The sequence below is a fragment of the Pedobacter panaciterrae genome, assembly GCF_013204795.1.
GTDB classification, from domain to species: Bacteria; Bacteroidota; Bacteroidia; order Sphingobacteriales; family Sphingobacteriaceae; genus Pedobacter; species Pedobacter panaciterrae.
In genome coordinates this window covers 88,627-113,289 of sequence record NZ_JABMKW010000012.1, presented here as the reverse complement: position 1 = coordinate 113,289, position 24,663 = coordinate 88,627, and the positions used below count along the sequence as shown (strand labels likewise).

Sequence of the window (24,663 nt, the reverse complement as noted above, 5' to 3'; positions counted from 1 at the left end):
TACTTACCAATTAGCATTTAATTGTGTGATTGCCTGAGCAAGACGGACCGAAAAGTTGACTAACAATTCGCCATCCATCTGCACTATCCTTTTGTTTTTGCCTGCATTTGTTAGGGAAACACCAGGCATTTTAAGAATACTGTTAATACCGCCAAGACTTTTATACCCGAAATCAAACATCAATATGAGATCTGGATTTGCATTTACTAAAGATTCTGTGGTATACGGTTTGAACTTCGAAAAACCCTGAGCGGCATTTTTACCGCCAGCAAGCTTGATAATTGCATCCAGATTTGTGTCCTTACCGGCCACCATCATGGTACCGGCACCTCTGGCATATAAAAAAAGCACTTTAGGAGATTTTGGGTTTTTCTTTACTACTTCGAGAGCCTTATTTACGCTTAATGTTGTTTGTTTAACCAATTCTTCTCCTTTTGGAATATTATTCAGAGCGCTTGCCACTTGTCTGATAAAGGTAACGGCACCCTTTGCGGAGTATTCTTGCTTTACTGTAACTACTTTGATCCCTGCAGATTTTAATTGAAATTCTATTGCATTTGACAATGCACCTTCAGGAGCGAGCACAAGATCGGGAGTGAAAGAAATGACACCTTCTGCAGATATACTTCGGTTTTGGCTTACCTTCTCAATTTTATTTACATAAGCGGGATAAGTACTTGTTACATCTACAGCAACAATCTGTGGGCCGTACCCCAATGCATCTACGGTTTCGGTAAGTGCGCCACTAAGAGTGATAATGCGTTTTGGTGCGACTGCAAATAAGGTATTGTAACCTAGAATAAGAAGAAGAGAAATATAGAAGAATCTGATCATTTTTATGTTTTTGTGGGTTGTTTTCTTTAACAAAGGACGACTTAATTAAAATCATTCCAAATAATTTAATTGGTGTTAACGGTATTGGTATATATTTTTTAGTGCAGCTTTTATTTTCATTTTATTGGATTGTTTTGCGCTGTATTTCGTTGTTTATTAGTGTTTTGTGTTTCTATTTGAAATTGCTTTTTAGCTATCTTTTTCCTCTTTTTTTTGCAAAAATCATCCTGAATCCGTAAAAACAATCCCGAAATGGTTAAAAATAATCCTCTTCGCGTTGCTTTATTTCTGACAAATGTAAGCATATTTGTGATCTTATTTAGACTGATTAAAAATAACAAATTACAATTCATGTGTGGCTTTCATTTCATTAAAAGGTGTTTGATTTTCTTGTTTACCTTATTCAGTCTGCCTGCTTTTAGTGCGGATAAACTGGGGAGTCTGGAGGGGATCATAACAGATGAGAACGGCAAGTTACTTCAGGGGATTGCTGTTACGCTTCAACCTGACCACAAAAAAGCACTTAGTGATTCGAAGGGAAGATTTAAGATTACCGGACTTTATGGAGGTACTTATAAATTAACAGTTTCGGCAGTAGGATTTGATGCGCAGACAAAGGAAATAGAAATAGAAATGGGGAAGATGAGCACGATTTTTATTCGGCTTAAGCCTGGAAATAAGGAGTTGAACGAGATTAATGTAACAGGAATACACAGTAATCCGGATAATTTTATTGACATGACCCGCACTGCGATGCCCAGTAAAGTGATTACACGGCAGGAGATTGAAATGATGGGTAGCAGGAGGCTCGATGAGGTATTGAAGGAGCAGACAGGGCTTGCAATTGTAAATGATATAGGATCTGGAAACCGAGCGGTTGGTCTGCAAATGCAGGGTTTCGACAGCGGATATACAATGATCATGATAGATGGTCAACCCATGGTGGGGCGGAACAACGGAAATTTTGACCTTTCCCGCATTACAGTCTCAAATATTGAGCGTATAGAAATCATTAAGGGCGCATCATCCTGCCTATTTGGTAGCGAGGCGCTGGCTGGTGTTGTAAACATTGTAACACGTAAAAATATAAGTCATCCACAGGGACTGGCTGCGCTGAGGTATGGAAGTTTTAATATGGTGGATGCAACTTTGGAAGGCGAAACTCCTTTTGCAGGTAAAAGGGGATCAGCTTATTTATCCGGAAATTATTACCGAACAGATGGGTTCAACTCAAACCCTTATTTATCAGACGGAAAAACTGCCCCGCCCTTTAATAGTTATGCTTTTCAGGGTAGGGGTAGATATTTGCTGAGCGACATTAGTACGCTAAGTTTTAATGGCAGGTTTGTTACCAGGCATTCTGAAAATAAGATCGCCTATCAGAACCTTAATCCTAGTATGGATGTGCTTGATGAATATGACCTTAACGGTTCTTTGGCCTTAAACGACAATTTCCGAAATGGCTTAAAACTAAAATCACAATACTACCTGACAAGGTACCAGAACGAACAGAATGTTACTGATTTAGAAAGTGGTTTTATTATGCCGGGTAGTGATTTTAAACAATACCTGCATCGAGCAGAAATGCAGGTTTCCAAAAATATGGGGCCTTTATTGGAACTAACAGGAGGGGCAGGAGGAGCTTATGAATTGCTGGATAATACTTCTTATAGAGGTAATAAAAGCATGGCGAATTACTTTCTATATGGTCAGTTTGATTTTCAGGCTGCTGAAAGGCTTTCATTTACCGGGGGTGCAAGATTCGACTATCATGATAAATACGATTCTAAATTAAATCCAAGTTTGGGGATGCGGTATAATGCACTAAAAAATTTAACATTTAGGGCTGCAGTCGGAACCGGATTTAAAACACCGAACTTTCAGCAACTGTATATGATTTTTACCAATGTGCAGACCGGCTACTCTGTATTTGGGGCAGAGGAATTCTGGCGCGAAATCCAGATCCTTCAGGAAGCGGGACAGATCATGAGTGTTTTTCCAAGTGCCAAACGTATTGGTAGTTTGAAACCGGAGCGCTCTGTTTCTTATAGCGGTGGGTTTGCCTATAAGCCCTTTGGCGCATTGGATGTGGATGTGAATGTGTTCTATAATGACATGAAGAATTTCATTAATTCTGAACAGGTTGCATTCAAAACAAGCGGTCAGCAGATTTATTCTTATATGAATATTGCCAAAGCATATACTGCCGGAGCAGAAATAGGTGTCAATTATAAAGCGTCCAAATCAATTCATCTTTCGGCCGGCTATCAATTGCTTTATGCGGTAGATAAAGGTGTTGTTGACTCTATAAAGAATGGCACTGGCTTGTATGAGCAAGTTTATGACACCGATGCCAACGAAACACGCCGCTCAAAACGTAGCGATTACCTGGGTATGAACAACAGATCGCGACATATGGCCAATGTAAAGATTAGTTATGCTCACGAGCCATCAGGATTAACAGGTTCATTTCGTGTGAATTATAGGAGTAAGTATGGTTTTATGGAAGATAACAGGGCTAATAACTTTCTTGATCCCTGGGATAAATTTGTGAAAAGCTTTTTTCTGCTGAATCTGGCAGTGCAAAAAACATTGTATAACAAGCATCTGCAGTTGCAGATCACTGCAGATAACCTGATGAATTATCGGGACCAGTTAATGCCCGGACAGCAGGGGCGTGCCATACTGTGTGGTATTAGCTGGAGATTTTTTAAAAATGAATAAACCTTTTAAATATAGTTAACCCCTTAAATAACACCAATATGTTAAGTACAAACATTAAAGAGGCTACTAAAGAAGCCCACCAGCAATTAGAAAAAAAAGTAATATTGAAATTGAAATCTATACGCAGTAATGCCGACTACGCAGATCTGCTAAAGCATTTCTACGTTTACTTCAATGCAGTAGAACAAGCTGTTGCTCCATATATTATCAACGAGTTATTACCAGATTATGCAGAAAGAAGAAATTCTGCCTATCTGAAAGCTGATATTGAGCAACTAGGCGGAGATCTTAATGATTTGCCTGCTGTACAAACCCCACAAATAGGTAATGTAGCTTCGGCATTAGGTGCATTATATGTGATGGAAGGCTCTATTATGGGGGGAAGCATCATTGTACAAATGCTTGCTAAATATGGAATTAATGAAGGGGTATCCTTCTTTTCTGGTTATGGAGAAGCTACCGGTCAGATGTGGGGTAAGTTTGTAGGCGTAATGAATACTCAGGTGCAAACTGAAGCGCAGGAAGGACAGGCCATTATTGCTGCCAACGAAACGTTTTCTCGATTTTCTGATGTTTTTGGAGAAGTTTCAGTTGCTTCATAAAAATAGCTTTCCTATATCGTCCCTATTAAAAAATACAAAACAAGCTGATGAAGATTAAATCAAAAATAGAAGGGTCGGACGACTGGCTGTTCATTGAAGAAATCCCCGAACTCTATTCTCCGAATACACCACTTTCAGAGAAGAATGTGAATATAAAGAGTTTGCCTGCACAGAAGCTGGTTAATTACCAGCTTAGCGCAGGTGGGCTTTTTTTGGTTCACTCAACAATGCAGTTCTCTGAACACGTAAAAGTGCTTTCTGAAATTGAGGGAGAGGCAATTACTTCACAGTTTATTTTTTATGGCACTAATCCATCAAATGAAAAATCAAGCGATATACCTGCGCAGAAAAGTAGTGAAGCAAAAAGTAAATCTTCTGACAAAGAAGGAAGGAGGACGGGTAGCAGGCACAATATCCGATACATACCCTCTATAAAAGGTAAGTATCCGATGATGTCTGGTATTGAGTATAAATACTTCTTGCTGGTACTTTCAAAACAATACTACTTTCACCTGATTGATCAGCATTCGTTGCTTCATAGCGACTTTGTAAGAGAGATATTAAAAGGAAGATATACCTCTTATGCTGCCAAAGATTTACCTGTGACTACTGAAATGAAACGGGTGATTAATGACATCTGTGAATGTAAAAGAAGCGGGGAACTTAAGAGACTTCATACCGAATCCAAGATCCTTGAGTTACTGATGCTTCAGCTGGAGCAAATGCAATCTGGCATGGCAGAGGTTGACAAGTATATGATTAAACAGGATGACCTTAAAAAAATTGAACATGCAAGGAACATACTTGATGCAGAGTATACCTATCCGCCAACAATTATTGAGCTGGCAAAACAGATTACGCTAAACGAGTTTAAACTTAAGCGTGGATTTAAGGAATACTTTGGTACTACCATTTATGGTTACGTAACGAGGTTAAGAATGGAGGAAGCCAGAAGATTGATTCTGGATGAGAAGAAAAGTATAGGCCAGGTAGCTGCGGCTGTAGGATTTAATCATCAAAGTCATCTTACCGACGCCTTTAAGCGCTACTTCGGTATTTTACCCAGCGAAATTAAATCTGATGAAGAGCATGCCCTGGCACTGAATAAATAACCCTCTGAACGTATTAATATAAAACCTATGAAAGCTATAAATTATAAACCAATAATGCTGTTTATTTCACTCGTCGCTTTTGCTTCATGCACAAAAGATGAGGTAAAACCAGATCTGTATGATGATAAAAGTACGGTAATTAAGGATCTTGCCGGTGATGTAGGCAATACAGTTGGCAGTGGAAAAGAGTTTGAAACTTTTTATTTCAGTCTGAATACCGGAACCAAGATCGATCCATCAAAAAAACTAACGACTGAATGGGATCTTGCATTTACAAAAGAATACAATTCGCTGATAGTTGCGAATAATGGACAGGTAACGGTAAGTCCAGGATATGGAGGTTCAGGTACAGGTCGTATTATTATTGTTGAAAAACCTTATGATCAAGTCACACAAGCACCTTCTGATAATGAGTTTACTTCAAATGGCATCCCTAATTTTGGATGGGACGCAGGAAATGGTGTGGGCTGGTTTTTTTACGACCTTAAAACACATATTGCCGTTCCTGTAAAGAACAGAACTTTTGTGGTTAGAACTGCTGAAGGTAAATATGCGAAGCTAGAGATGGTTAGTATGTATAAGGGTGCACCCGCAACGGTTAGTGATCTGAACTGGCCTGCACCATATTTTACTTTCAGGTACTATTTGCAGGCAGATGGCAGTAGAAATTTGAATACAAACTAAATCAAATCAGCTTTCTAACAGAAATCCCATTAACGTAATTTTTATCCCGAAATGGTAAGAGATTGTACGCTCTACTCTGGAAGATTGTTGTCATATTTGCTATTATTTAAAATCATTCTAAATAACCAATGTTAATGAAAAATTATCTCTCTTTCCTTTTTGTTCTGGTAATGGGTTTATCATCAGGGTGTTCAAAGAATAATGAAGTTGTTCCTGAAAAAGAACTGCCGCTTTTACCTGCAATTACCGTAACTGCCAGCGGAGAATACAATGTTATTCTTAAAGGAGATACCGAAGCCAAAATGACTACTGGCGATGGTAATTTTAAGCCTGTATTTTATAGTCTTGAGGATGGAAGGATTATACCTTCTGAGTATGCCAATACCGATAAATGGGACATTGCTTTTACCGGAATATACAACAGCAGCATTTGGGCTAATCATGGTGAAGTAGTGTTTGATAATGGTAATAAAGGGCCAGGTTATGGCAGTCCGGCACGTGGCGGATTATACCTGATTAGTGATCCTGCAGTAGAGACGAAATACTATGATTCAGAAAAGCAAAGGCCAAGGCAAGTGCCCATACCTAAATCTCTTCTAGATGAGGCTTATACGAATGTTGGGACTGTTACAATTAATGACAGTCAGCTACTTTCAAAAGGATTTCTGACCCTTGATTATTTTCTGGGAAGTGGGGCAGGCTATGCATTTTATGATTTCTATGGAGCTATGTTCCCGGGAGATAAAGAAAGAGCGCATATTGTATACAACCTGCCAAGACCCATAATTATCAAAACCGCTAAAGGAAACTATGCGAAAATTATCATTTACAGTTTTTATAAGGATAGTCCTTTAAGTCCTACACTTAAATCAGAAGCACCCTACATCACCTTTAAATATACCATCCTGAAAAACGGATCAAAAGATTTTACTAAAGCAATTAACTAAAAATGAAACAAATAAAACTAATAATGGCAGTTTTGTTGGGCGGTGTAGTAATTATGGGCTGCTCAAGAGATAAGCCTGAAACACCAGATGAACCTGCAGTAGCCGACACTGCTAAAGTAGCGGGAACCAATTGGGTTCCGGCACGTGCAGTAAAAATACAAGACACTACTTACAGCTATACCAAAGTGATTCCATACAAAGATGCAAGTGGAAAACTTATATACGATAAGGCTAATTCTGAAACGAAACAAGGTAAGGGTTATGTTTATTATGATGAGAAATTTAAAGTAGTTTATGTGGTAGACTGGCCAGGTATACAAGGTAATGCTGCAGAAGGTGCGGCAGGGTTTGAGCCCTTTTACTTTAATTTTGATAAGCGCCACAGTGTTAAAAAGGAAGCTGCTCAGGCTGGAACTGCTGCATGGCATATCAAATTCTACGATATCTACAGTGCGTATGTAGTTACCGATGGGGATGCCGGATCAGCTGGTGACCTTGGTAAATTAAGGGTATACCGAACCCCTTTTGATGAACTTGATGAGGCAGCAGATAAGGTGATGACCAGGACTTCAGTTGAGATAGAAATGGATGAGTTTCCGACAACAGATGGATGGGGCAGTTACCGACTTAGTGATCACATCCTTCGACCGTATAAAGACAGAAGTGTGGTATTCCGCCTTAAGGACGGTAGGTATGTGAAGTTTCAGCTCGTAAACCTTTATAGAAGTAATCCTCTAACTGTTACCGATAAGTATGAGTTCGAAGCACCGTATTATAATTTCAGATACTACGTACAACAAACACCAGATAACAGAAACGTAAAGACCAGGTAAGAAAACGGTCTGATATCCAACAACAATTATCAATTAATATTTAAATAACGATGAATCTTAAAAACACAATTTTAGTTCTGGCATTATCTGCCGCATGTTTAACTGCCTGTAAAAAGGATAATGGCGAAAAAGAGCCCGAACAGGCCCAATTTGAACAGGTTTCGAAATACATTAAGAAGTACACAACCGGGCTGGTAGAGGTTACACAGCTTCCATTGCCAGATACCATAAGCAGAAGAGCCAGGAGCTATTTCAGTTTTGATAAAATGGATTTTGTTGATGCTTCAAAAGTAATGACCCAGGAGTGGGACTTCCATATAAGGGGCTTAGAAGCCAGCGTGATCTGGCCAAATAACGGGGCTACTGTTGATGAGGAGCAGCCTTGGTATGAAAATACTGCAAGGGTAAACGTTAAATCAATATTCAAAAAATTTGATGAGGTAAATGAAGTGCCATCAGATATGGTTTTTGATAATGACAAGAATAATAATGTGATTAGTACAGCAGGCTATGACAGAGAACCTTATACCCTGAGTGCTTTTTACTGGGCATACGATGCCTATGATATTGACGGAGTACACACCCACTACATTCCATACACCAACAGAACACATATTTTTAAGCTTACAGACGGTCGTTATGTGAAGTTCCAGATGATCAATACTTATAACAATACGCCCGACAAAAATAGTGCAACTTCAAGGAAAGGATATCTAAGTTTTCGCTATATCATAAGTAAAGCGGGAAGTAAAGATTTAAAAACCAAATAAGAAATTTTAAACCAGGGCCCGGTTTAAGGTAGGCTTTGCATAAGCCGTAATGCCGTGCAGGCAGGGTAATCAATTTTCGCAGAATTAATTTTCCCCGCTACATGGCCTGTGATGTCAGAAAGGATTTGATATCGCTTTAATCAATAATTATTTAATCATAAAAATCATTCTTTTAAGATGAACAATTACCAATCAGGCGTAGTACGCCCAAGCACCCCTCTGCTAACAGGCAGTAAATTTAGTAAAAAAATAACCTTATTTGGTTTGATGGCAGCTATTGCTGTCGGTTCAGTGTTAACTTCTTGTAAAAAGGAAAGTGCGGATGCCGCTGCTCCGGGTTTAAAATTAAACACTGAAAAAGCACTGGCACCTGTAGCTGGTGGTCCTGCTCTAAACCTTACTGATGCTACCGGGACAGTAGAAAGAAGTTCAACAGGCAATATTTATACTGTTAAGAATTACTTTGTAGATCAGGGCATCTACTCAGGTACTGCCAACCACAGACCGAATGGTACCTATTATTTTGATTTCAGTGCAAACGACAACAAAAAGGGTGCTACCAGTACAACCGAACCGACTAGTAAAGTATGGGATATCTCTCTTTCAGGAACTGGAAATGCAGATATTAGAATCAACACTGATGCTACAGAAGGTTCAGCCATCAAATTCCTGAACCAATCATTTGCGACTGTGATCGGCACTTATACTGCCGCGGGGTCTGGTGCTACAGCCTGGGCAGCGGGCAGCACTTCTGCTACCACACCATTTGGTCATAACCGTACTGTAGCAACGCTAGATTATTCTGCTGATGCTCCGGCCTGGACAATTAAAGGATGGTACAACTACTATTTCGCTAATCATACTTTATTGGCTACGGATGACCTTACCATTCTTGTTGAGGATAGTAATGGCGATGTATATGCCTTACATATGATCAGTACTTATGAGAATGCAACACCGGTGGGTACGCCTCCAACCAACTATTCATGGTTAAAATTTGAGTACAAAAAATTACCATAGTATATGGGTAATTATCGCTATCTCAAGTATATACTGCTGATCATTTTGATCAGCAGTATTGCTGCTTGCAGGAAGTCCTCTTTTAATGATGATGAAAAAAATGAATCACCCACTGAAGGCACACGTGAACAACTAACACTGGATTCGATTTATCTTTATACTAAACACACTTATCTCTGGAATAATGTACTGCCAGATTACAAAACTTTCAACCCACGTAGATACAATACAGCAACATCAGATTTGCTGAATTTCAGGAAAGCTCTTTACGATATCAGTCAATATAAAATAAACACTTTAACATCTGAAGCTTATGAAAAGACCAATCTGCCGGGGTTGTCTAAATATAGCTACATAGAAGAAGGAATTCTTAACGCCGGATATCAGGCTGCTTTAAATACAAACACATCCGTTACAGTTTCTGCTTTATCATCAGGAAATATAGGGTATCTTAAACTTAGCGAGTTCGCACATTTAAGTGAGCTAATGGTACCTTTAAATGAGGCATTCACAGAATTTGCCTCTTCGGGGATTACTTCACTTGTTATAGATTTACGTAATAACCCAGGTGGTTATGTAGAGACAGCACAACATCTGGCCAACCTCATTGCTACACCATCTATGAATGATAAAGTAATGTATAGTGAGCATTTTAATGCTCAAATGCAGTCGGGCAAAGCAGCTATCTTAAAAAATCAGCTTTATCTGGATGAAAATAATCAACCTGTATTGGTTGATGGTCGCCGGGCAACTTATGCTGATGTGGATTTTTCTGTTGGTGGTAATACCTATTTATTTAAAAAAGAAGGGCAGTTGAAAACAATATCCAGCCTTTATTTTTTAGTGAATAATGGCACTGCATCTGCCAGTGAAATGCTGATAAATTCCCTTAAACCTTATTTTAATGTTAAATTGATAGGGGAGCAAACTTACGGAAAGCCAGTTGGTTCTTTCGGAATAAAAATAGATAGAATGGTCTTATCCGCAGTGAGTTTTCAAATTAAGAATGCAAAAGATGAGGGTGATTATTTTAGCGGGATGCCTGTAGAAATAGCAGCTACAGATGAACAATTGGGTAATGAATCGGAACTTATATTTGCTAATTCGCTTTCGTTGATAAATAAGCAACAAGCCAAAGTAGCTAAAACTGCTGTTGCTCGTGTAAAATCTATAGTAAACCTTTCTTCCAATAAGGTAGGATTTACTAAGCCTGAAATGATTAAAGAAAGGCTGAGATTAAAACGCTAGTTATAAAAATAATTGGGAGCATCTAAAAAATCGTCATCTCTACGTTAGGAGAGATGACGAAAGTTTTTACCCTCTTGGCCTTATTATTCTTTCAATACCCGGATCTCTTCTTTCCCTTTTGTTTTCGTAATGCCTGTTGTCGCGTCTTCTGTTATTACCTCTTTCTCTGTATTGTCTTCTGCCGTTATCATGGTGTCTATCTTCGCGATATCTTTCAGTGTAATGTCTTCTATTCCCTTTCCAGTTATCATGTCTGCCATATTTAACCCTATAAGCATTGTGGTTATGATATGGTCTTGGCGAATTAATTACGTATTTTCTTCCAGAGTATAAGTTGTAACCCCTGTATCTATGTGGCAGTGAACGAGAATGAACCCACCGGTTTCCGTTTAAGTAAATAAACTGTCTGGTTGGTACATAATAATAACTCTCAATGTCGGGCATGTAATAGTAGTCTACATAATCATAGCCTCTTGGTCCCCATTGCGGCTGTGAGCCTATGTTAACACTAATGTTTACTTGCGCCTTTGCAGGTGCTGTTGCAGCTATTATTGATGCAAATCCAAGCATCGCCAATAAAAATAGTTTTTTCATAGAATTGATTTATTATTTGTGTGTGATGTATTAAAACCAAAGTTTGTGCCATAAGTATAATTCTGGCTACAAATCTGTGTTAATAACGCATAAATGGTTATGTTTGTATCTTAAATACATGTTGAATAAAGTTAATTATTGCATATAAATGAGTACGAAAACTGCAGTTTCTCCATCAGAATTCGAATTGGTATCTGGTTTAGAAATCCACGTACAATTAAACACACAAACAAAAATATTCTCGTCGGATAGTGCTTCTTTTGGAGCAAAACCTAATGAGCATATCTCTGCTGTTTCGCTGGCATTACCAGGCGCTTTGCCTAAATTGAATAAAGAGGTGGTTGCTAAAGCCGTTAGAATGGGCCTGGCCTTAAATTGCACAATTAACCAGCTCAATTTTTTTGATAGAAAGAATTATTTCTATGCCGATTTGCCTAAAGGATATCAGATTACTCAGGATAACAAGCCCATCTGTCAGAATGGTTATCTGAATGTAACGCTAAGCAATGGTGAAGAAAAGCGCATTGGAATTAATAGAATACACCTGGAAGAGGATGCCGGTAAAAGTATGCATGATCAGAATGATCAATACTCTTATGTAGATTTAAACAGGGCAGGGGTTCCATTAATAGAGATTGTTACAGAACCTGATATCAGAAGTTCAGAAGAAGCATCTGCGCTGTTAACAGAGATGAGGAAATTGGTTCGTCATTTAAATGTGAGTGATGGCAATATGGAAGAAGGAAGTTTGCGTTGCGATGCAAATATCTCTATCCGTGAGGTTGGTGCAACAGAATTTGGAACGCGCTGTGAGGTAAAAAACCTAAACTCCATAAGAAACGTGCGCAGGGCAATGGATTTTGAGTTTAACAGACAAAAAGAGGTTGTAGCCAACGGAGGAAGGATTATACAGAGCACATTGAACTTTGATGCTGAAGAAGGTACAACATCGCCAATGCGGAGCAAGGAAGAAGCCAATGATTACAGGTATTTTCCGGATCCGGATTTGCCGCCCGTACATATTTCTGATGAGTGGCTGGAGCAGATAAAGGCCACAATGCCTGAACTGCCCTCGGAGATCTCTAAAAGACTGGTAAAAGATTATGGAGTTAACACATCTGAAGCTACATTACTTGCTGAAGATATTGACTTGCTTACCTATTTTAATTCGGCATTGCCTATAGTTAAAAATACAAAGAGCCTGGTGAATTGGCTTACCGGATCTATCAGAGCTTTGTTAAGTGAACAAGAGATCACAATATCAGGCTTTAAAGTTAGTCCTGTGCAACTTGCAGATGCAATTAACCTGGTAGATAATAAAAAGATCACCCAACAAATTGCATTGCAACAGCTATTGCCTTTAATTGTTAATAATGCGGGTGCCGATGTAAATAAACTGGCTACTGAACATAGCTTGCTAATTGAAGAAAATAGTGATGAACTGGCTGGTTTTGTGGATCAGGTTCTATCGAAATACGAAGCACAGGTACAAGCCTATAAAAAAGGAAAAAAAGGCGTGCTTGGGCTTTTCGTAGGTGAGGTAATGAAACTTGCCAGGGGAAAAGCAGATCCTCAAAAAATAAATGAATTGTTACAAGAGAAATTAAAATAGTAAATATTATGATGAAACGTATTGGGTATGTATTGGTGTTGTGTGTGGCTTTTGCAGCATGTAAGGACAAAAGTAAGTTTGTAATTAACGGGGAGTTTAAAAACGCTGCTCCAAAAAGCAAAGTTTACTTATTTGGCTTGCAAAAAGACAATGCTTTGCCATTAGATTCAACTGTGTTTTCTGAAAAAGGAGAATTTAAATTCACCCATTCAACCCCGGGGGCAGATTTCTTTAGGATTTCTGCGGGCAATAACGAGTATATGATTATTGCAAAGAATGGCGATGAAATTAAAATTACTGCTGATTTGGCCGACAAATCATTGGCTTATACTACATCTGGTGCTGCTGAGGCTGATAAGTTACAGGAATTGAACACCACCAAGCATGAGTATATGACTAAAATTGCTGCTATACAAACTCAGTTTGATGAAGCAGTATCGGCCCAGCCAGATAAGAGAGAAGCTATTATGGAGCAAATGAGACCTCAATATACTGCTGAAATTGAAGGGCTTAATAAAGCGGTGTTGAAATTTGCTGAGGAGAATACAGAATCGTTAGCAGGTTTTTATGCCATAAACTTGTTAAATCCTTCGGAATTTGAGAAAGAAATGGTGGCTTACTCTGATAAAATCAAAAGTAAGTTTAATGATAATGCCGCAGTAACTGAATTTTTAAAGAGAATGGCTAGCTTAAAGGCTGTTCAAATTGGTCAGGCTGCACCAGAATTTACCATAACCGGTATCGATGGAAAGCCAGTTAAGTTGTCTGATTTTAAAGGAAAATATGTATTGCTTGATTTCTGGGCATCGTGGTGTATGCCATGCAGACAGGAAAATCCGAATGTGGTTAAAGCCTACAATACTTATAAAGACAAGAATTTTACCATATTGGGTATTTCTTTAGATAAAGACCCGGCAGCATGGAAAAAAGCAATTGCTGATGATAAACTAACCTGGAACCATGCCAGCGAATTAAGCGATTTTGAAGGTTCTACAGTTAGATTGTATCAAATAGAGGCTATTCCAAGCTCATTTATCATAGATCCAAAGGGAACAATAGTTGCAAAGAATCTTCGCGGAGAGGAGCTTGATGCATTTTTAAATAAAACTTTACGCTAACCCTAAATTCATGTTAATATACATGATGGTATTAACAATTTGTTAACATGAGTTTAACGGTATATTATAATTGATTACCTAATTTCGTAACAAATAATTAAAGCTATGAGCACCGTAAAACAGAAGATACTTATTGTTGATGACGAACCAGATATTTTAGAGTTAATTGAGTATAACTTAAAGAAAGAGGGATATCAGGTATTCTTAGCCAATAATGGTCAGGAAGGCATTACGATTGCAAAGAAGGTACATCCTGATTTAATTATCCTGGATATCATGATGCCAAAGATGGATGGTATTGAGGCATGCAGGTTAATGAGGGCTATTCCTGAGTTTAAAAATACTTTTATGGTGTTTTTAACAGCACGAAGTGAAGAGTATTCAGAAATAGCGGGATTTAATGTTGGTGCAGATGATTATATAGCTAAACCAATTAAGCCTCGTGCACTAGTAAGTCGTATTAATGCGATTCTAAGAAGAAATGCAAGCGGAGACGAGGTTTCTGATAATAAGGTTGAAATAGGTGATTTGGTAATTGACAGAGAAGCGTACCTTGTTTTTCAGAGTGGTAAAAAAGTCATTTTAGCTAAAAAAGAGTTTGAATTACTTTATTTATTAGCTTCAAAACCAGGTAAGGTATATACCAGAGAATCTATTCTAAAGAATATTTGGGAAGATTCTGTAGTGGTTACAAACCGTACAATTGATGTACACATTCGCAAGTTACGCGAGAAGTTAGGTGAAACTTATGTTGCTACTGTAAAAGGAGTGGGGTATAAATTCGAACTTTCTTAGTACTTTTGCATTCTGGAAGATCATTGGGCTTTTTGCTACCTGTAGCGAATTAGCTCATTGATATCTTTACAGGCTGGAATGCACTAGTTACTTCTGAAAAACACACTGAATTGAAATATCCTTCATTTAAAGACATTATCCTATTCGAAAACGATGATTATATCGTTGTAAATAAACCACCTTTTGTTGCCTCTTTAGATGAGCGCGGCGGTTCTGGTGAAGTAAATATCTTACGCCTTGCTAAACAATATAGTGCCGATGCACAGGTTTGCCATCGCCTTGATAAAGAAACTTCGGGTGCAATTATTATTGCAAAAACGCCTGAGGCTTACCGTTCTGTAGCCATGCAATTTGAAAAGCGTAAGGTAAATAAAGTATACCACGCTGTTGTTGATGGGCAGTTTACTTTTAAAGACTTGTTCATAGACCTTCCTATTCTAAATGATGGAAATAAGAGTGTAACTATAGACCGTAAGGAAGGTAAACGTGCGGAAACGTATTTTAATTCCATTAAAAACTACAGACATTATACTCTGGTAGAGTGTAAACCAATAACTGGTAGGATGCATCAGATTCGGATACATTTAGCTACCCAGCGTGCTGCAATTGTTGGAGATCATATGTATAAGGGTAAACCGGTATACCTATCGGCCATGAAAAAAGGATACCGCATTGCAAAGGATGATGAGGAACAACCCATCATGAAACGTTTTGCTTTACATGCCCGCCATTTGGTATTTAAAGGCCTTGATGATAAGGATATTGTAATCGACGCACCCTATCCAAAAGATTTTGCTACATTAATTAAATTGCTGGATAAATTTGACGCTTAAAAGGTAAATTATGTATATACGGCTGGTGAATTATATAGATTCGATTAACCATTACCGGAAAACTAAAATTTCTAACCGTAATTTCCTGGTTATTGCTGCACTGATTGTTGGCATTCTGGCCGGTCTTGCTGCCGCACTTCTAAAAACCTTAACTCACCATATAGAAGATTTTCTGCAGACGGGTTTTCACTGGCAGTACAAGTATTATCTGTATTTCTTTTTTCCTTTTATAGGGATACTTCTTTCGGTAATGTATGTGCGAAGGTTCATCAGAAAAGGAAAATTTGAAACCGGGCTAACACCTCTTTTGTATACAATTTCGAAAAAATCCAGTAAAGTAGAACCTCATAATATCTATTCGCAAATTATTACAGCAGCATTAACTGTTGGTTTTGGGGGTTCTACGGGTTTGGAAGCTCCAATTGTGACCAGTGGAGGGGGTATTGGTTCTGTTGTAGGCAGATTTTTAGGTTTATCATACCGTGAAACCACAATGTTGCTGGCGTGTGGTGCAGCAGCCGGAATATCTGCTGCATTTAATAGTCCAATTGCGGGTATTGTATTTGCCATAGAAATACTGCTTCCAGAGTTTACAATCCCTGCTTTTATACCTTTATTGCTTGCTTCGGCCACCGCTGCGGTAGTAGCAAGGTTCTTTTTTAACGAACAGCTTTTCTTTCTGGTTACAGAAGGATGGAAGATGAATGCACTTGTATATTATGTATTGCTTGCGGTTTTAATTGGTCTTTTCTCTATCTATTTTGCCAAAGCAAATTCGGTTATTAAGTCCTTCTTTTACAAGATTAATCATCCATATAAACGTGTAGTTGTTGGCGGTTTGATGCTAGGTATAATGGTTTTCCTGTTTCCAACATTATATGGGGAGGGTTATATTACCATTAAAAATTTGCTTGGCGGAAATTATACCAATGTAATGACCAACAGTATATTTTCAGAATATAGTAATTTGCCATGGCTGGTTATCCTTTTTACAGCAATAACTATTTTTGCTAAATCTTGCGCTACCCTTATTACTTTAGGTGCCGGTGGGAATGGGGGTATTTTTGCACCGAGCTTGGTTATTGGTGGTTTAATTGGTTTTGTGGTTGCATTTTCTGCAAATACTCTGGGAATAGCAAACCTGAATGTTGCCAATTTCATTGTGGCGGGCATGGCGGCTTCATTAAGCGCTATTATGCATGCACCGCTTACAGGGATATTTTTGATTGCCGAGATCACCGGTGGTTATGTTTTAATGGTTCCGTTGATGATTACATCTGCAATCTCTTATTTGATCAATCGCAGTGCGAATAAATACTCTATCTATACCAAGCCTTTGGCAGAGAAGGGAGAACTGTTGTCGCATGAAGACAAAGACACTACCGTTCTTAATATGATGAAACTTAAATATCTTGTAGAACGAGATTACCTTGTTTTAAATGAAGATGATCTGGTCTCAGTAAGAATGCCTGAAATTCTACTTTCTAAAAGAAATTTGTTTCCGGTTGTAAGTGCAGACAGGAGCTTTAAGGGTTTGGTGTTTGTTGAAGATGTTTTGAAGAGGAATGTTGCCGATGAAGATAACCTTTCTGTAAATGATCTGATGCAGACTGCTCCAGATATTGTACTGGTTACGGATTCACTAAAGAAGGTACTGGGGAAAATGGAAAAGGAAAATGCATGGCTATTACCTGTATTGGATGAAAGTGGAGCTTACCTTGGGTTTGTATCCAAAACGGCAATTTTTAATAAGTACAGGGCTTTGTTAAGCAGGCAAGCTGATTATATGGAATAAAAAAAAGCTCCTGATCAAATCAGGAGCTTTTTTTTATTCTGCGGATCTTTTTAATCCGAATTTCTCGATCTTACTATATAAGTGACTGCGTTGGATATCTATATCATCGGCAGTTTTAGATACATTCCAGTTGTTCTTTTCCAATTTAAACTTGATGAATTCTTTTTCAGCATAGTCTTTGTAATCCTGAAAGTTGTTGAATTTATCATAAGCCAAGGCTGGAGAAGGAGCTGTATGGGTAGATCCATTGGGAGTCCCACCTGCTGCACCTATGTTTGTTCCTCCACTAGGATTTGCAAATACAGTTACATCATGATCTGTAATGGTTTTATCGCTTAAAATAATGAGACGTTCGATCATGTTGTGTAATTCCCTAACATTACCTGTCCACGGCAGACTTTGTAATGCTGTCATGGCGCTATCGCTGATCTTTTTAACAGGCATGCCATATTCTTTACAAATTTCTTCAAGGAAGCTTTGCGCGATCTCCGGGATATCGTCAATGCGCTCACTTAGATGTGGAACATGGATATTTATAACGTTTAGACGGTGGTATAAATCCATACGGAAATTGCCATCTTCGATTTCTTTTAAAAGATTTTTATTGGTAGCTGCCAGTACACGTACATTCACTTCAAGTTCTTTTTCGCCACCTACACGGGTGATTTTGTGTTCCTGTAATGCGCGTAAAACTTTTGCCTGAGCCGAAAGGCTCATGTCTCCAATTTCATCTAAAAACAGCGTTCCCCCATTGGCAAGTTCAAATTTACCTATACGCTGTTTTACAGCAGAGGTAAATGAACCTTTTTCGTGGCCAAATAATTCACTCTCTATCAGTTCTGATGGAATAGCAGCGCAGTTAACCTCGATAAGAGGGCTGTCGGCACGATTCGATTTTTCGTGTAACCAACGTGCAACCAATTCTTTACCACTACCATTTGCTCCGGTTATTAATACCCTGGCTTCTGTAGGGGCAACACGCTCTATAGTTTCTTTAATTTTGTTAATATTCTCTGAACTACCTAGAATATCTCTTGTTTTGCTAACTTTTCTTTTTAATACTTTGGTTTCAGTAACTAAAGTACCTCTGTCCAGTGCATTTCTAACTGTAATCAGTAGCCTGTTTAGATCCGGTGGTTTTGAAATGAAATCAAATGCACCTTTTTTACTGGCTTCTATTGCGGTTTCGACCGTTCCATGTCCTGAAATCATAATGAATGGAAGGTCCGGGCTATATGCAAGTGCTTGTTCCAGCACCTCCATTCCATCCATTTTATTCATCTTGATATCACATAGGACTAGGTCGTATTTCTTCTTTTTGATGAGCTCTAATCCATCTACACCATTGTCAATATCCTCAACTTCATAGTTCTCGTATTCTAAGATTTCACGTAAAGTACTTCTTATCGCTCTCTCATCATCAATTATTAACAATTTTGCCATAGGGTATGCTAAATCTTCTTATTATCCAGTGCTAATATATTATTTTTCAGTTTAATAATGTGTTTTTTTAAAGTTATGAAACTGATATATCATTTAAAAAACAAAATGCAAGCCTGTAAGCCGGGTTCTGTAACCTGATTGCTCAGGTTTTCTATCATTAATCCAGTATAAATGTTGCCATTTATCTCTAACGACCTACCCACTAACATCGGACGAGCAGCCCTACATGCGTTAGCCTATTTGGTCTTTCAACTCCCGGGGTTTACCAGTTCTCCGATCACCCGGAAAAATCGTGAGCTCTTACCTCACGTTTTCAACCTTACCTGTGCTTAAAAGCCATCGGCGGTATGCTTTCTGCGGCACTTTCCATAATTCGGGTGTTCATCCCCAAACCTCTTCCCGTTAGGAAGCGAGATGCTCTGTGTTGCCCGGACTTTCCTCTCCGATATAATCGCAGCGATAGAACGGCTTGCATTTGCGGCAAAGATACAAAATAAGGAATGTATAAATTAAGGTTGTTTACTTTGTCACGTAAATCTTTTTACTGTTTCCTTTGATCGATTTTATTTTGCCAAATAACCTTTTTGCATCAAAAGAATTAAAATAGGTGATTTTTACATTCCCTATTGATTTAACCTTTTCAGCGGGATCGTTAATGTCAAAGGCATTGTTGTATTTAATCTGAATGGCACCAATGGATTTAATTGTTCCAGATTTATCGTGGACATCAAAAGCGTTATTGTATTTAATTTGAATGTTACCGATGGATTTTATTTTTCCTCTGGGATCATGAATATCAAAATTATCATTATAATCAATTTTGATTCCGCCTATCCATTTTATTTTTCCCGATTTTTCATCGTCAAACCGGTCGTAATATTCAATTTTCTGATTGGCAATGAATTTAGAATGTTCGTTATCGGTATATTCTGAATTACTTGTGTAATCTGCAAGTGCTCCTTCGGCCTCATCGATATAAGATATGTCGCCAGTGGAATTTAAACCAATGATGATCATGTTGTTTATAGTTAGTTCGATAGATCTGATTCCATTTTCTCTATCAGAGATTCTAAAATGTGCGCTTGTTAAGGTTTGTGAGCTGGAAATCTGGCTGTGGCACAGCAATAAGCCAAGCACGAACAGGAGTTTGCGTTTCATAGTGGTTTTTCATTAAGTGTGTAACCTAAAGTAAGTAAATCTTATCAATCAGGGGAGAAGAAAATCTTATATTTATGGAAACGACTTGTTTCGTGCATCTTTTTAACAAAGATGAATACACAGAAAATGAAAAGAATTATAACAAAGAATTTCAGTCCAAAATTAATACTAACTATTTTAATGTTGCTGGGCCTTTCAGTTTATGCCAATGCAGCTGATGTAATAAAGCTTATAGTTAAGGAAGATCGTGCAAGTTGTACAGGTGTAGCGCCGCAAACTTGTTTTCAGGTTAAATATAAAAACAGTAAAGGTTGGGAGCTGTTTTACAGCAATATTTCTGGTTTTAATTATAAACCCGGATATCGTTATGTAATTCTGGTAACCCGTACTAAAAGGGCCAATGTTCCTGCCGATGCATCAATTTATACTTATAAACTAAAGAAAGTATTAAAGAAACAAAAGATGCCGGTTAAAACTGGTGAATGGGATTTTGTTGTTAAACATAAATGGAAACTGATTCAGATGAATGGCGTCGCTCTGGAACAATCGCCGGCTTATGTAGTATTTGATAAAGAAAAGGGAAGAGTTAATGGTTTTGCAGGATGTAATTCTTTCTTTGGAGCTTATGAAAAAGGCGATGGTAAACTTACGTTTAAACAAATGGGCAGTACTTTGAGGGCTTGTGTAGATGAAGATAGAAATAGGCTCGAAAGTGAGTTTTTAAAGCTGATAAGCGATAAAACATTGAAATACGATGTTGCTGAACAAACCTTAAATTTTTATGAGAACCACCGCTTGGTTTTAATGTTCGGGATGGCTCCTTTAGATAAGAAATAGGATAAAAAAACCGGCATCTGATGAAGATGCCGGTTTTTTTTATCCTATTTTAGTGACGTCTTCTATTTGGTACTTCTTTATTCCTTCAGGCATTTCCCATTGCACTATGGCGCCCTTAGTGTAGCCAAGGATTGCTACGCCTATTGGAGAGAGAATGGAAAGGGTATTGTGTTTTCTTCGTGCCTTTGCAGGTGCAACAAGTTTGTATATGAATTCTTTTCCTGATTCCATTTCCTTCACTTTTACATTGGTATCAACCGTAACCACATCAGCTGGTAGTTCATTTCTTAAAACCTGCCTTGCATGTTTTAGTTCCAGTTCAAGTTTTGCTTCGTTATACCTGCTTAACTTTCTTCTTCTTAAATGATCTTTAAGGAGGTCGTAAATTCCGGTTGATAGTATGATAGGGGTTTCGTTTATTTTTATTGATTCAGTATTCATGTTTTTTTGTATTGAGTAAATGACTTAATAATTTGATTTGTATGAATAGCCTCAGCCAGTATTAATCGACTGAGGCAATGCCATCGAAGTCTTTATTGTTGTACCAGCTTGTTAAAAAGGTAAATGTACCCGCCGAAAGTAAAACCAACAGTGGTTTAAGTAGTAAAATAGCCAATAGCAAAACTATCAACAGCGCTAAAAGCAGCATTATATGAATGGCCCTAAAAAAGCATTTAGTGCTTATTAATTTCATTTTAGAAAGCAAGAAGGTGAAAGGAAAGAATTAAATGTCTGGACCCCTGACCCCAAGAAAAGGGAGGGGTTTATTTAATAAAGTCTTTACTGCTTTTAAGAAAAGAATCTCCTAAACCGTACTGTAAGGAAAGAAAGCGTAAAAACATGGCAATAGCAGTTCGCAATAATGTTGCAAGCTGAATACCCAGTGTTTTATAAAATTGCTTAAAGAAATCCATTGGTTCAAAGATAGCCCAAATGCTTTGATATAAAAACTATACCTGCTTAGAATTGCGATTATTGCACTATTATGCCATATCTGTACGCTGATTATTAAAATCGGATGTCTTAATTTAATTGATTTATTGTTTCTTTGCTAGATAAGAGGAAATCCTTTTAGCTAGAGACCCTTATGAAGAAAAATACAAAGGCATGTGATCTGCAAAGCTGCTTAATGTGCAGATTGGTTTTAAAGGAATGGAAATTACCTATTGAGAATCATCGCAAGAACTTTTTGGTGAAAAAAGGGGAGGTGATAATTAAAGAAGGAGATCCGGTTAATGGTATTTATTTCGTTAATAAAGGCAAAGTTAAAATACACAAAACCTGGGGAGATAAGGAACTGATAGTTCGTTTTGCCAGTAATGGTGCAATTATTGGTCATCGCGGTCTAAGTACCAAAAGTGCCATTTTTCCTATATCTGCTACTGCACTTGAGGCCACATCGGTATGTTTTATTGATTTGGATTTCTTTATGTCGACCCTTAAGATAAATTCAGACCTTACTTTTCAATTGATGATGTTTTACGCTGATGAACTACAGGAATCGGAACGGAGAATGCGGAATTTAGCCCACATGTCTGTTAAAGGTCGTTTGGCTTTATCTATTATCCAACTTAAAGATCAATTTGGCGTAAATGACAGAGGGCATATTGATATAGAACTAAGCAGGCAGGATCTTGCTGCTTTTACAGGGACCACATATGAAACAGTTTTTCGAATGATGAATGAGCTTGTTAGAGAAGATTTGATTTCGATAACAGGAAAAGCAATAAGTGTTAAAGATCCCAGAGGTTTGAAAGCATTAACACTTATTGCATAATTCTTATACTTTAAAACTTATATCCTAAGCCCACTCCAACATTCCACTTTCCATCTTTTGTACTTGTTTTTGCGGTATAAAGCATCGGCATCTGTAAGGCAATGTGTTTATAAATTGCCGTTACACCACAGCCTAAAGAAGGTATAATAATTGCATTTTTGGGTGCATTTCCGGGCGATTTGTCTTCTTTGATTTTTAAACTGGGAAGTAAACCTATTAATAAACTGAAGGGTTTGCTGGTGTATTTAATTGCAGGGCCTGTACAGTTTATTGCGGCCCCATGATCAATATAACTTAATACCACTACTCCCTCAAACAGGGTAGGTTTAATTTGTGTTGTTTGAGCTTTTCCTTTAAAATTCAGCATGCAAAGTGCCAGTCCGCCATAAATGGCAAGTTGTAATTGTGTTTTCATGAAATGATAATTTAAATGTGAAACCTAAATTGTTTGTAGTGATTCTTTTTGAATCGGAATAATATCTGTTTTAAAGGCTCCGCAAACAGCGCAACCGTAATCTGCTTTTAAATCTGAGAAGGGGGTTCCAGGTGGTACTCCATTTGCCTCATCTCCCCATGTTTCATCATATATAGTTAAGCAGTGACTGCACTGGTGCGCAATGACGTACTCAATTTCTGTAACCAATTCTGTTTCGTAATAATTATCTGCAGAAGCACTTTCTGACAAAGTCTGGAGCTGATAATAATTGTCGCAAAGTTTTACCAATGCTTCAGCTAATGATGCTCTGTCAAGGTTGTCTTTATAAAGAGTGAAATTCTTCGAATTGGGATTAAAATCAGTGGTATGAAGAATGTCGAATTTGCATTCATCCTCCAAGTCATTATTGGCACATTTCCTTATAATTACTGAGCCAAATAAGCCACTTTTTGGATTGGTTTTAATTGCAAAACAAAGTTTGAAAGTTCTGAGATCTACTTTGTTAAACTCATTGATAAGCTCCCGTTTAAGGTTAAGCCCATATTCACAAAGATCCTCACTTTGCCAGTTTAGTTCGTTGGATGCGTGACGTACGTTTATTCTGTTTTTATCCAGTACAGCATTCCAGAGTTTTTTGTCGCCTGTTTCTACACCTTTTATGATAATTGATTTCCAGGGAGTAGTGTACAGCTGGCCAATGCGGGTTTTTGCGCAAATAGCACAAAGATCTTTAAGAAATGAAACTGAAAACAATTCGTTTCTACGGTAAATCCCTAGCCAATATTTGTCGTTATATTTATTGAATCCCTCATAGTATGGTAATTGGAAATCGGGTAGCTTTAGCGGGGCAGAGAGGGGTTGGTAAAAGATGCTTCCGGTTAATTTTACCTTGTTTTCCAGTAGCAGTCCGTCAATATTAATTTGATCATAAAATAAATCTTTATTGCTGAATATTGCGTCTTCAACCAATTTGCTAAGGGTGCCAATGTCCTCAGAATAAATTAAAGATGACCAGCAGTAAATGATATTGGTTCTGGGAAAACGTATGTATAAATACCAATAATTGCCAATCTCTGAAGATATAAAGTTTAAATTTCCAGTGAAAAAGGGAATTAAGGTCTGACTGTTGTCTGCCAGATTGATTTTTAATCTTGGGGTATAGTCAAAAGCATCTAAAACATCTCTGTAAACCCCTTCGCGGAGCCAATTCGAATTGTTAAATATGTCTTCAGTTACATAAGAGCTAATGATGTTTGGCTGTTTATCAGCATCTATTTCAAACTCAGTGTCGGATATAAAAAAGCCATGCTCAATGTCTTCTAACTTATCTTCATCCACAGAAAAATAAAGCTGCTGTCTGGTGCCAAATCTTACGTTTTCGACTGCTGATTCTTCGAGAATAGTGAGGATTTGTAAAAGATCACCAATAGAAACAATGCCTCCCGGAAGATTTACTTTAATTTGATGTTTTTTTATTTCCTTGTTTTCCAT

Annotated in this window: 25 protein-coding genes and 1 other RNA gene; 16 read left to right on the top strand and 10 right to left on the bottom strand. The window is 37.9% G+C overall.

Annotation, left to right across the window (positions count from 1 at the left end):
- Positions 1–3: 3 nt before the first annotated feature.
- The gene (locus HQN86_RS07595; protein ID WP_172660419.1) at positions 4–834 is read right to left on the bottom strand and encodes a heme/hemin ABC transporter substrate-binding protein; all 831 of its coding nucleotides are present in this window, start codon (positions 832–834) and stop codon (positions 4–6) included.
- Positions 835–1,224: 390 nt separating this feature from the next.
- Between HQN86_RS07595 and HQN86_RS07590 the strand changes: the two genes are divergently transcribed.
- The 9 genes from HQN86_RS07590 to HQN86_RS07550 all read left to right on the top strand — a co-directional run bounded on the left by HQN86_RS07590 (position 1,225) and on the right by HQN86_RS07550 (position 10,774).
- The gene (locus tag HQN86_RS07590) at positions 1,225–3,558 is read left to right on the top strand and encodes a TonB-dependent receptor (RefSeq protein ID WP_172660418.1); all 2,334 of its coding nucleotides are present in this window, start codon (positions 1,225–1,227) and stop codon (positions 3,556–3,558) included.
- A gap of 38 nt (positions 3,559–3,596) precedes the next feature.
- The gene (locus HQN86_RS07585) at positions 3,597–4,160 is read left to right on the top strand and encodes a biliverdin-producing heme oxygenase (RefSeq protein ID WP_172660417.1); all 564 of its coding nucleotides are present in this window, start codon (positions 3,597–3,599) and stop codon (positions 4,158–4,160) included.
- 47 nt (positions 4,161–4,207) lie between these two features.
- Positions 4,208–5,272, top strand: coding sequence for a helix-turn-helix transcriptional regulator (locus tag HQN86_RS07580; RefSeq protein ID WP_172660416.1), 1,065 nt, complete (start codon positions 4,208–4,210; stop codon positions 5,270–5,272).
- Between the two features lie 27 nt (positions 5,273–5,299).
- Positions 5,300–5,956 carry an HmuY family protein gene (locus HQN86_RS07575; RefSeq protein WP_172660415.1) on the top strand — a complete coding sequence of 219 codons (657 nt, stop codon included), beginning with the start codon at positions 5,300–5,302 and terminating at the stop codon, positions 5,954–5,956.
- A gap of 134 nt (positions 5,957–6,090) precedes the next feature.
- Positions 6,091–6,903, top strand: a complete 813-nt coding sequence (locus HQN86_RS07570; RefSeq protein ID WP_172660414.1) for an HmuY family protein — start codon at positions 6,091–6,093, stop codon at positions 6,901–6,903.
- Positions 6,904–6,905: 2 nt separating this feature from the next.
- Positions 6,906–7,736 (top strand): hypothetical protein, encoded by an 831-nt coding sequence (locus HQN86_RS07565; protein WP_172660413.1) that lies wholly within the window; start codon positions 6,906–6,908, stop codon positions 7,734–7,736.
- Positions 7,737–7,786: 50 nt separating this feature from the next.
- Positions 7,787–8,506: an HmuY family protein gene (locus HQN86_RS07560; RefSeq protein ID WP_172660412.1), complete on the top strand. Its 720-nt coding sequence runs from the start codon at positions 7,787–7,789 to the stop codon at positions 8,504–8,506.
- A gap of 177 nt (positions 8,507–8,683) precedes the next feature.
- On the top strand, positions 8,684–9,526 hold the full coding sequence (locus tag HQN86_RS07555; protein ID WP_172660411.1) for a hypothetical protein: 843 nt from the start codon (positions 8,684–8,686) through the stop codon (positions 9,524–9,526).
- 3 nt (positions 9,527–9,529) lie between these two features.
- Complete coding sequence (locus tag HQN86_RS07550) at positions 9,530–10,774, top strand: S41 family peptidase (RefSeq protein WP_172660410.1); 1,245 nt, start codon at positions 9,530–9,532, stop codon at positions 10,772–10,774.
- 66 nt (positions 10,775–10,840) lie between these two features.
- Here HQN86_RS07550 and HQN86_RS07545 read toward each other — a convergent pair whose 3' ends face one another.
- Complete coding sequence (locus HQN86_RS07545; protein ID WP_216854355.1) at positions 10,841–11,368, bottom strand: hypothetical protein; 528 nt, start codon at positions 11,366–11,368, stop codon at positions 10,841–10,843.
- Between the two features lie 148 nt (positions 11,369–11,516).
- Here HQN86_RS07545 and gatB point away from each other — a divergent pair, with 148 nt between their 5' ends.
- The 5 genes from gatB to HQN86_RS07520 all read left to right on the top strand — a co-directional run bounded on the left by gatB (position 11,517) and on the right by HQN86_RS07520 (position 17,521).
- Positions 11,517–12,980, top strand: a complete 1,464-nt coding sequence (gatB, locus tag HQN86_RS07540) for an Asp-tRNA(Asn)/Glu-tRNA(Gln) amidotransferase subunit GatB (RefSeq protein ID WP_172660409.1) — start codon at positions 11,517–11,519, stop codon at positions 12,978–12,980.
- An 8-nt stretch (positions 12,981–12,988) separates the two neighbouring features.
- The gene (locus tag HQN86_RS07535) at positions 12,989–14,098 is read left to right on the top strand and encodes a TlpA disulfide reductase family protein (protein ID WP_172660408.1); all 1,110 of its coding nucleotides are present in this window, start codon (positions 12,989–12,991) and stop codon (positions 14,096–14,098) included.
- A 105-nt stretch (positions 14,099–14,203) separates the two neighbouring features.
- Positions 14,204–14,893, top strand: coding sequence for a response regulator transcription factor (locus HQN86_RS07530; protein ID WP_048906107.1), 690 nt, complete (start codon positions 14,204–14,206; stop codon positions 14,891–14,893).
- A gap of 110 nt (positions 14,894–15,003) precedes the next feature.
- Positions 15,004–15,726, top strand: a complete 723-nt coding sequence (locus HQN86_RS07525; RefSeq protein WP_048906106.1) for an RluA family pseudouridine synthase — start codon at positions 15,004–15,006, stop codon at positions 15,724–15,726.
- A 10-nt stretch (positions 15,727–15,736) separates the two neighbouring features.
- Entirely contained in the window at positions 15,737–17,521 is a 1,785-nt protein-coding gene (locus HQN86_RS07520; protein WP_172660407.1) for a chloride channel protein, read from the top strand.
- A gap of 33 nt (positions 17,522–17,554) precedes the next feature.
- On the opposite strand, the gene HQN86_RS07515 is transcribed toward HQN86_RS07520, so the two are convergent.
- The 3 genes from HQN86_RS07515 to HQN86_RS07505 form a co-directional block, all read right to left on the bottom strand.
- A complete protein-coding gene (locus HQN86_RS07515) occupies positions 17,555–18,964 on the bottom strand; it encodes a sigma-54-dependent transcriptional regulator (RefSeq protein WP_172660406.1) in 1,410 nt (469 codons plus the stop codon).
- Positions 18,965–19,064: 100 nt separating this feature from the next.
- Positions 19,065–19,440, bottom strand: an RNA gene (gene rnpB / locus HQN86_RS07510) — RNase P RNA component class A.
- 43 nt (positions 19,441–19,483) lie between these two features.
- Positions 19,484–20,122, bottom strand: coding sequence for a hypothetical protein (locus tag HQN86_RS07505; RefSeq protein WP_172660405.1), 639 nt, complete (start codon positions 20,120–20,122; stop codon positions 19,484–19,486).
- A gap of 126 nt (positions 20,123–20,248) precedes the next feature.
- Here HQN86_RS07505 and HQN86_RS07500 point away from each other — a divergent pair, with 126 nt between their 5' ends.
- The gene (locus HQN86_RS07500) at positions 20,249–20,959 is read left to right on the top strand and encodes a DUF4377 domain-containing protein (protein WP_172660404.1); all 711 of its coding nucleotides are present in this window, start codon (positions 20,249–20,251) and stop codon (positions 20,957–20,959) included.
- Positions 20,960–20,998: 39 nt separating this feature from the next.
- Here the strand turns inward: HQN86_RS07500 and HQN86_RS07495 are convergent, their stop codons facing one another.
- The 3 genes from HQN86_RS07495 to HQN86_RS07485 form a co-directional block, all read right to left on the bottom strand.
- Entirely contained in the window at positions 20,999–21,400 is a 402-nt protein-coding gene (locus HQN86_RS07495; protein WP_172660403.1) for a GreA/GreB family elongation factor, read from the bottom strand.
- Between the two features lie 61 nt (positions 21,401–21,461).
- Positions 21,462–21,653 (bottom strand): hypothetical protein, encoded by a 192-nt coding sequence (locus HQN86_RS07490; protein ID WP_172660402.1) that lies wholly within the window; start codon positions 21,651–21,653, stop codon positions 21,462–21,464.
- Positions 21,654–21,723: 70 nt separating this feature from the next.
- Positions 21,724–21,873: a hypothetical protein gene (locus HQN86_RS07485; protein ID WP_172660401.1), complete on the bottom strand. Its 150-nt coding sequence runs from the start codon at positions 21,871–21,873 to the stop codon at positions 21,724–21,726.
- A 173-nt stretch (positions 21,874–22,046) separates the two neighbouring features.
- Between HQN86_RS07485 and HQN86_RS07480 the strand changes: the two genes are divergently transcribed.
- A complete protein-coding gene (locus HQN86_RS07480) occupies positions 22,047–22,736 on the top strand; it encodes a Crp/Fnr family transcriptional regulator (protein ID WP_172660400.1) in 690 nt (229 codons plus the stop codon).
- Positions 22,737–22,746: 10 nt separating this feature from the next.
- Here the strand turns inward: HQN86_RS07480 and HQN86_RS07475 are convergent, their stop codons facing one another.
- Both HQN86_RS07475 and HQN86_RS07470 read right to left on the bottom strand, forming a co-directional pair.
- Positions 22,747–23,151: a hypothetical protein gene (locus tag HQN86_RS07475; RefSeq protein ID WP_246269497.1), complete on the bottom strand. Its 405-nt coding sequence runs from the start codon at positions 23,149–23,151 to the stop codon at positions 22,747–22,749.
- 24 nt (positions 23,152–23,175) lie between these two features.
- Positions 23,176–24,663, bottom strand: coding sequence for a rubredoxin (locus HQN86_RS07470; RefSeq protein WP_172660399.1), 1,488 nt, complete (start codon positions 24,661–24,663; stop codon positions 23,176–23,178).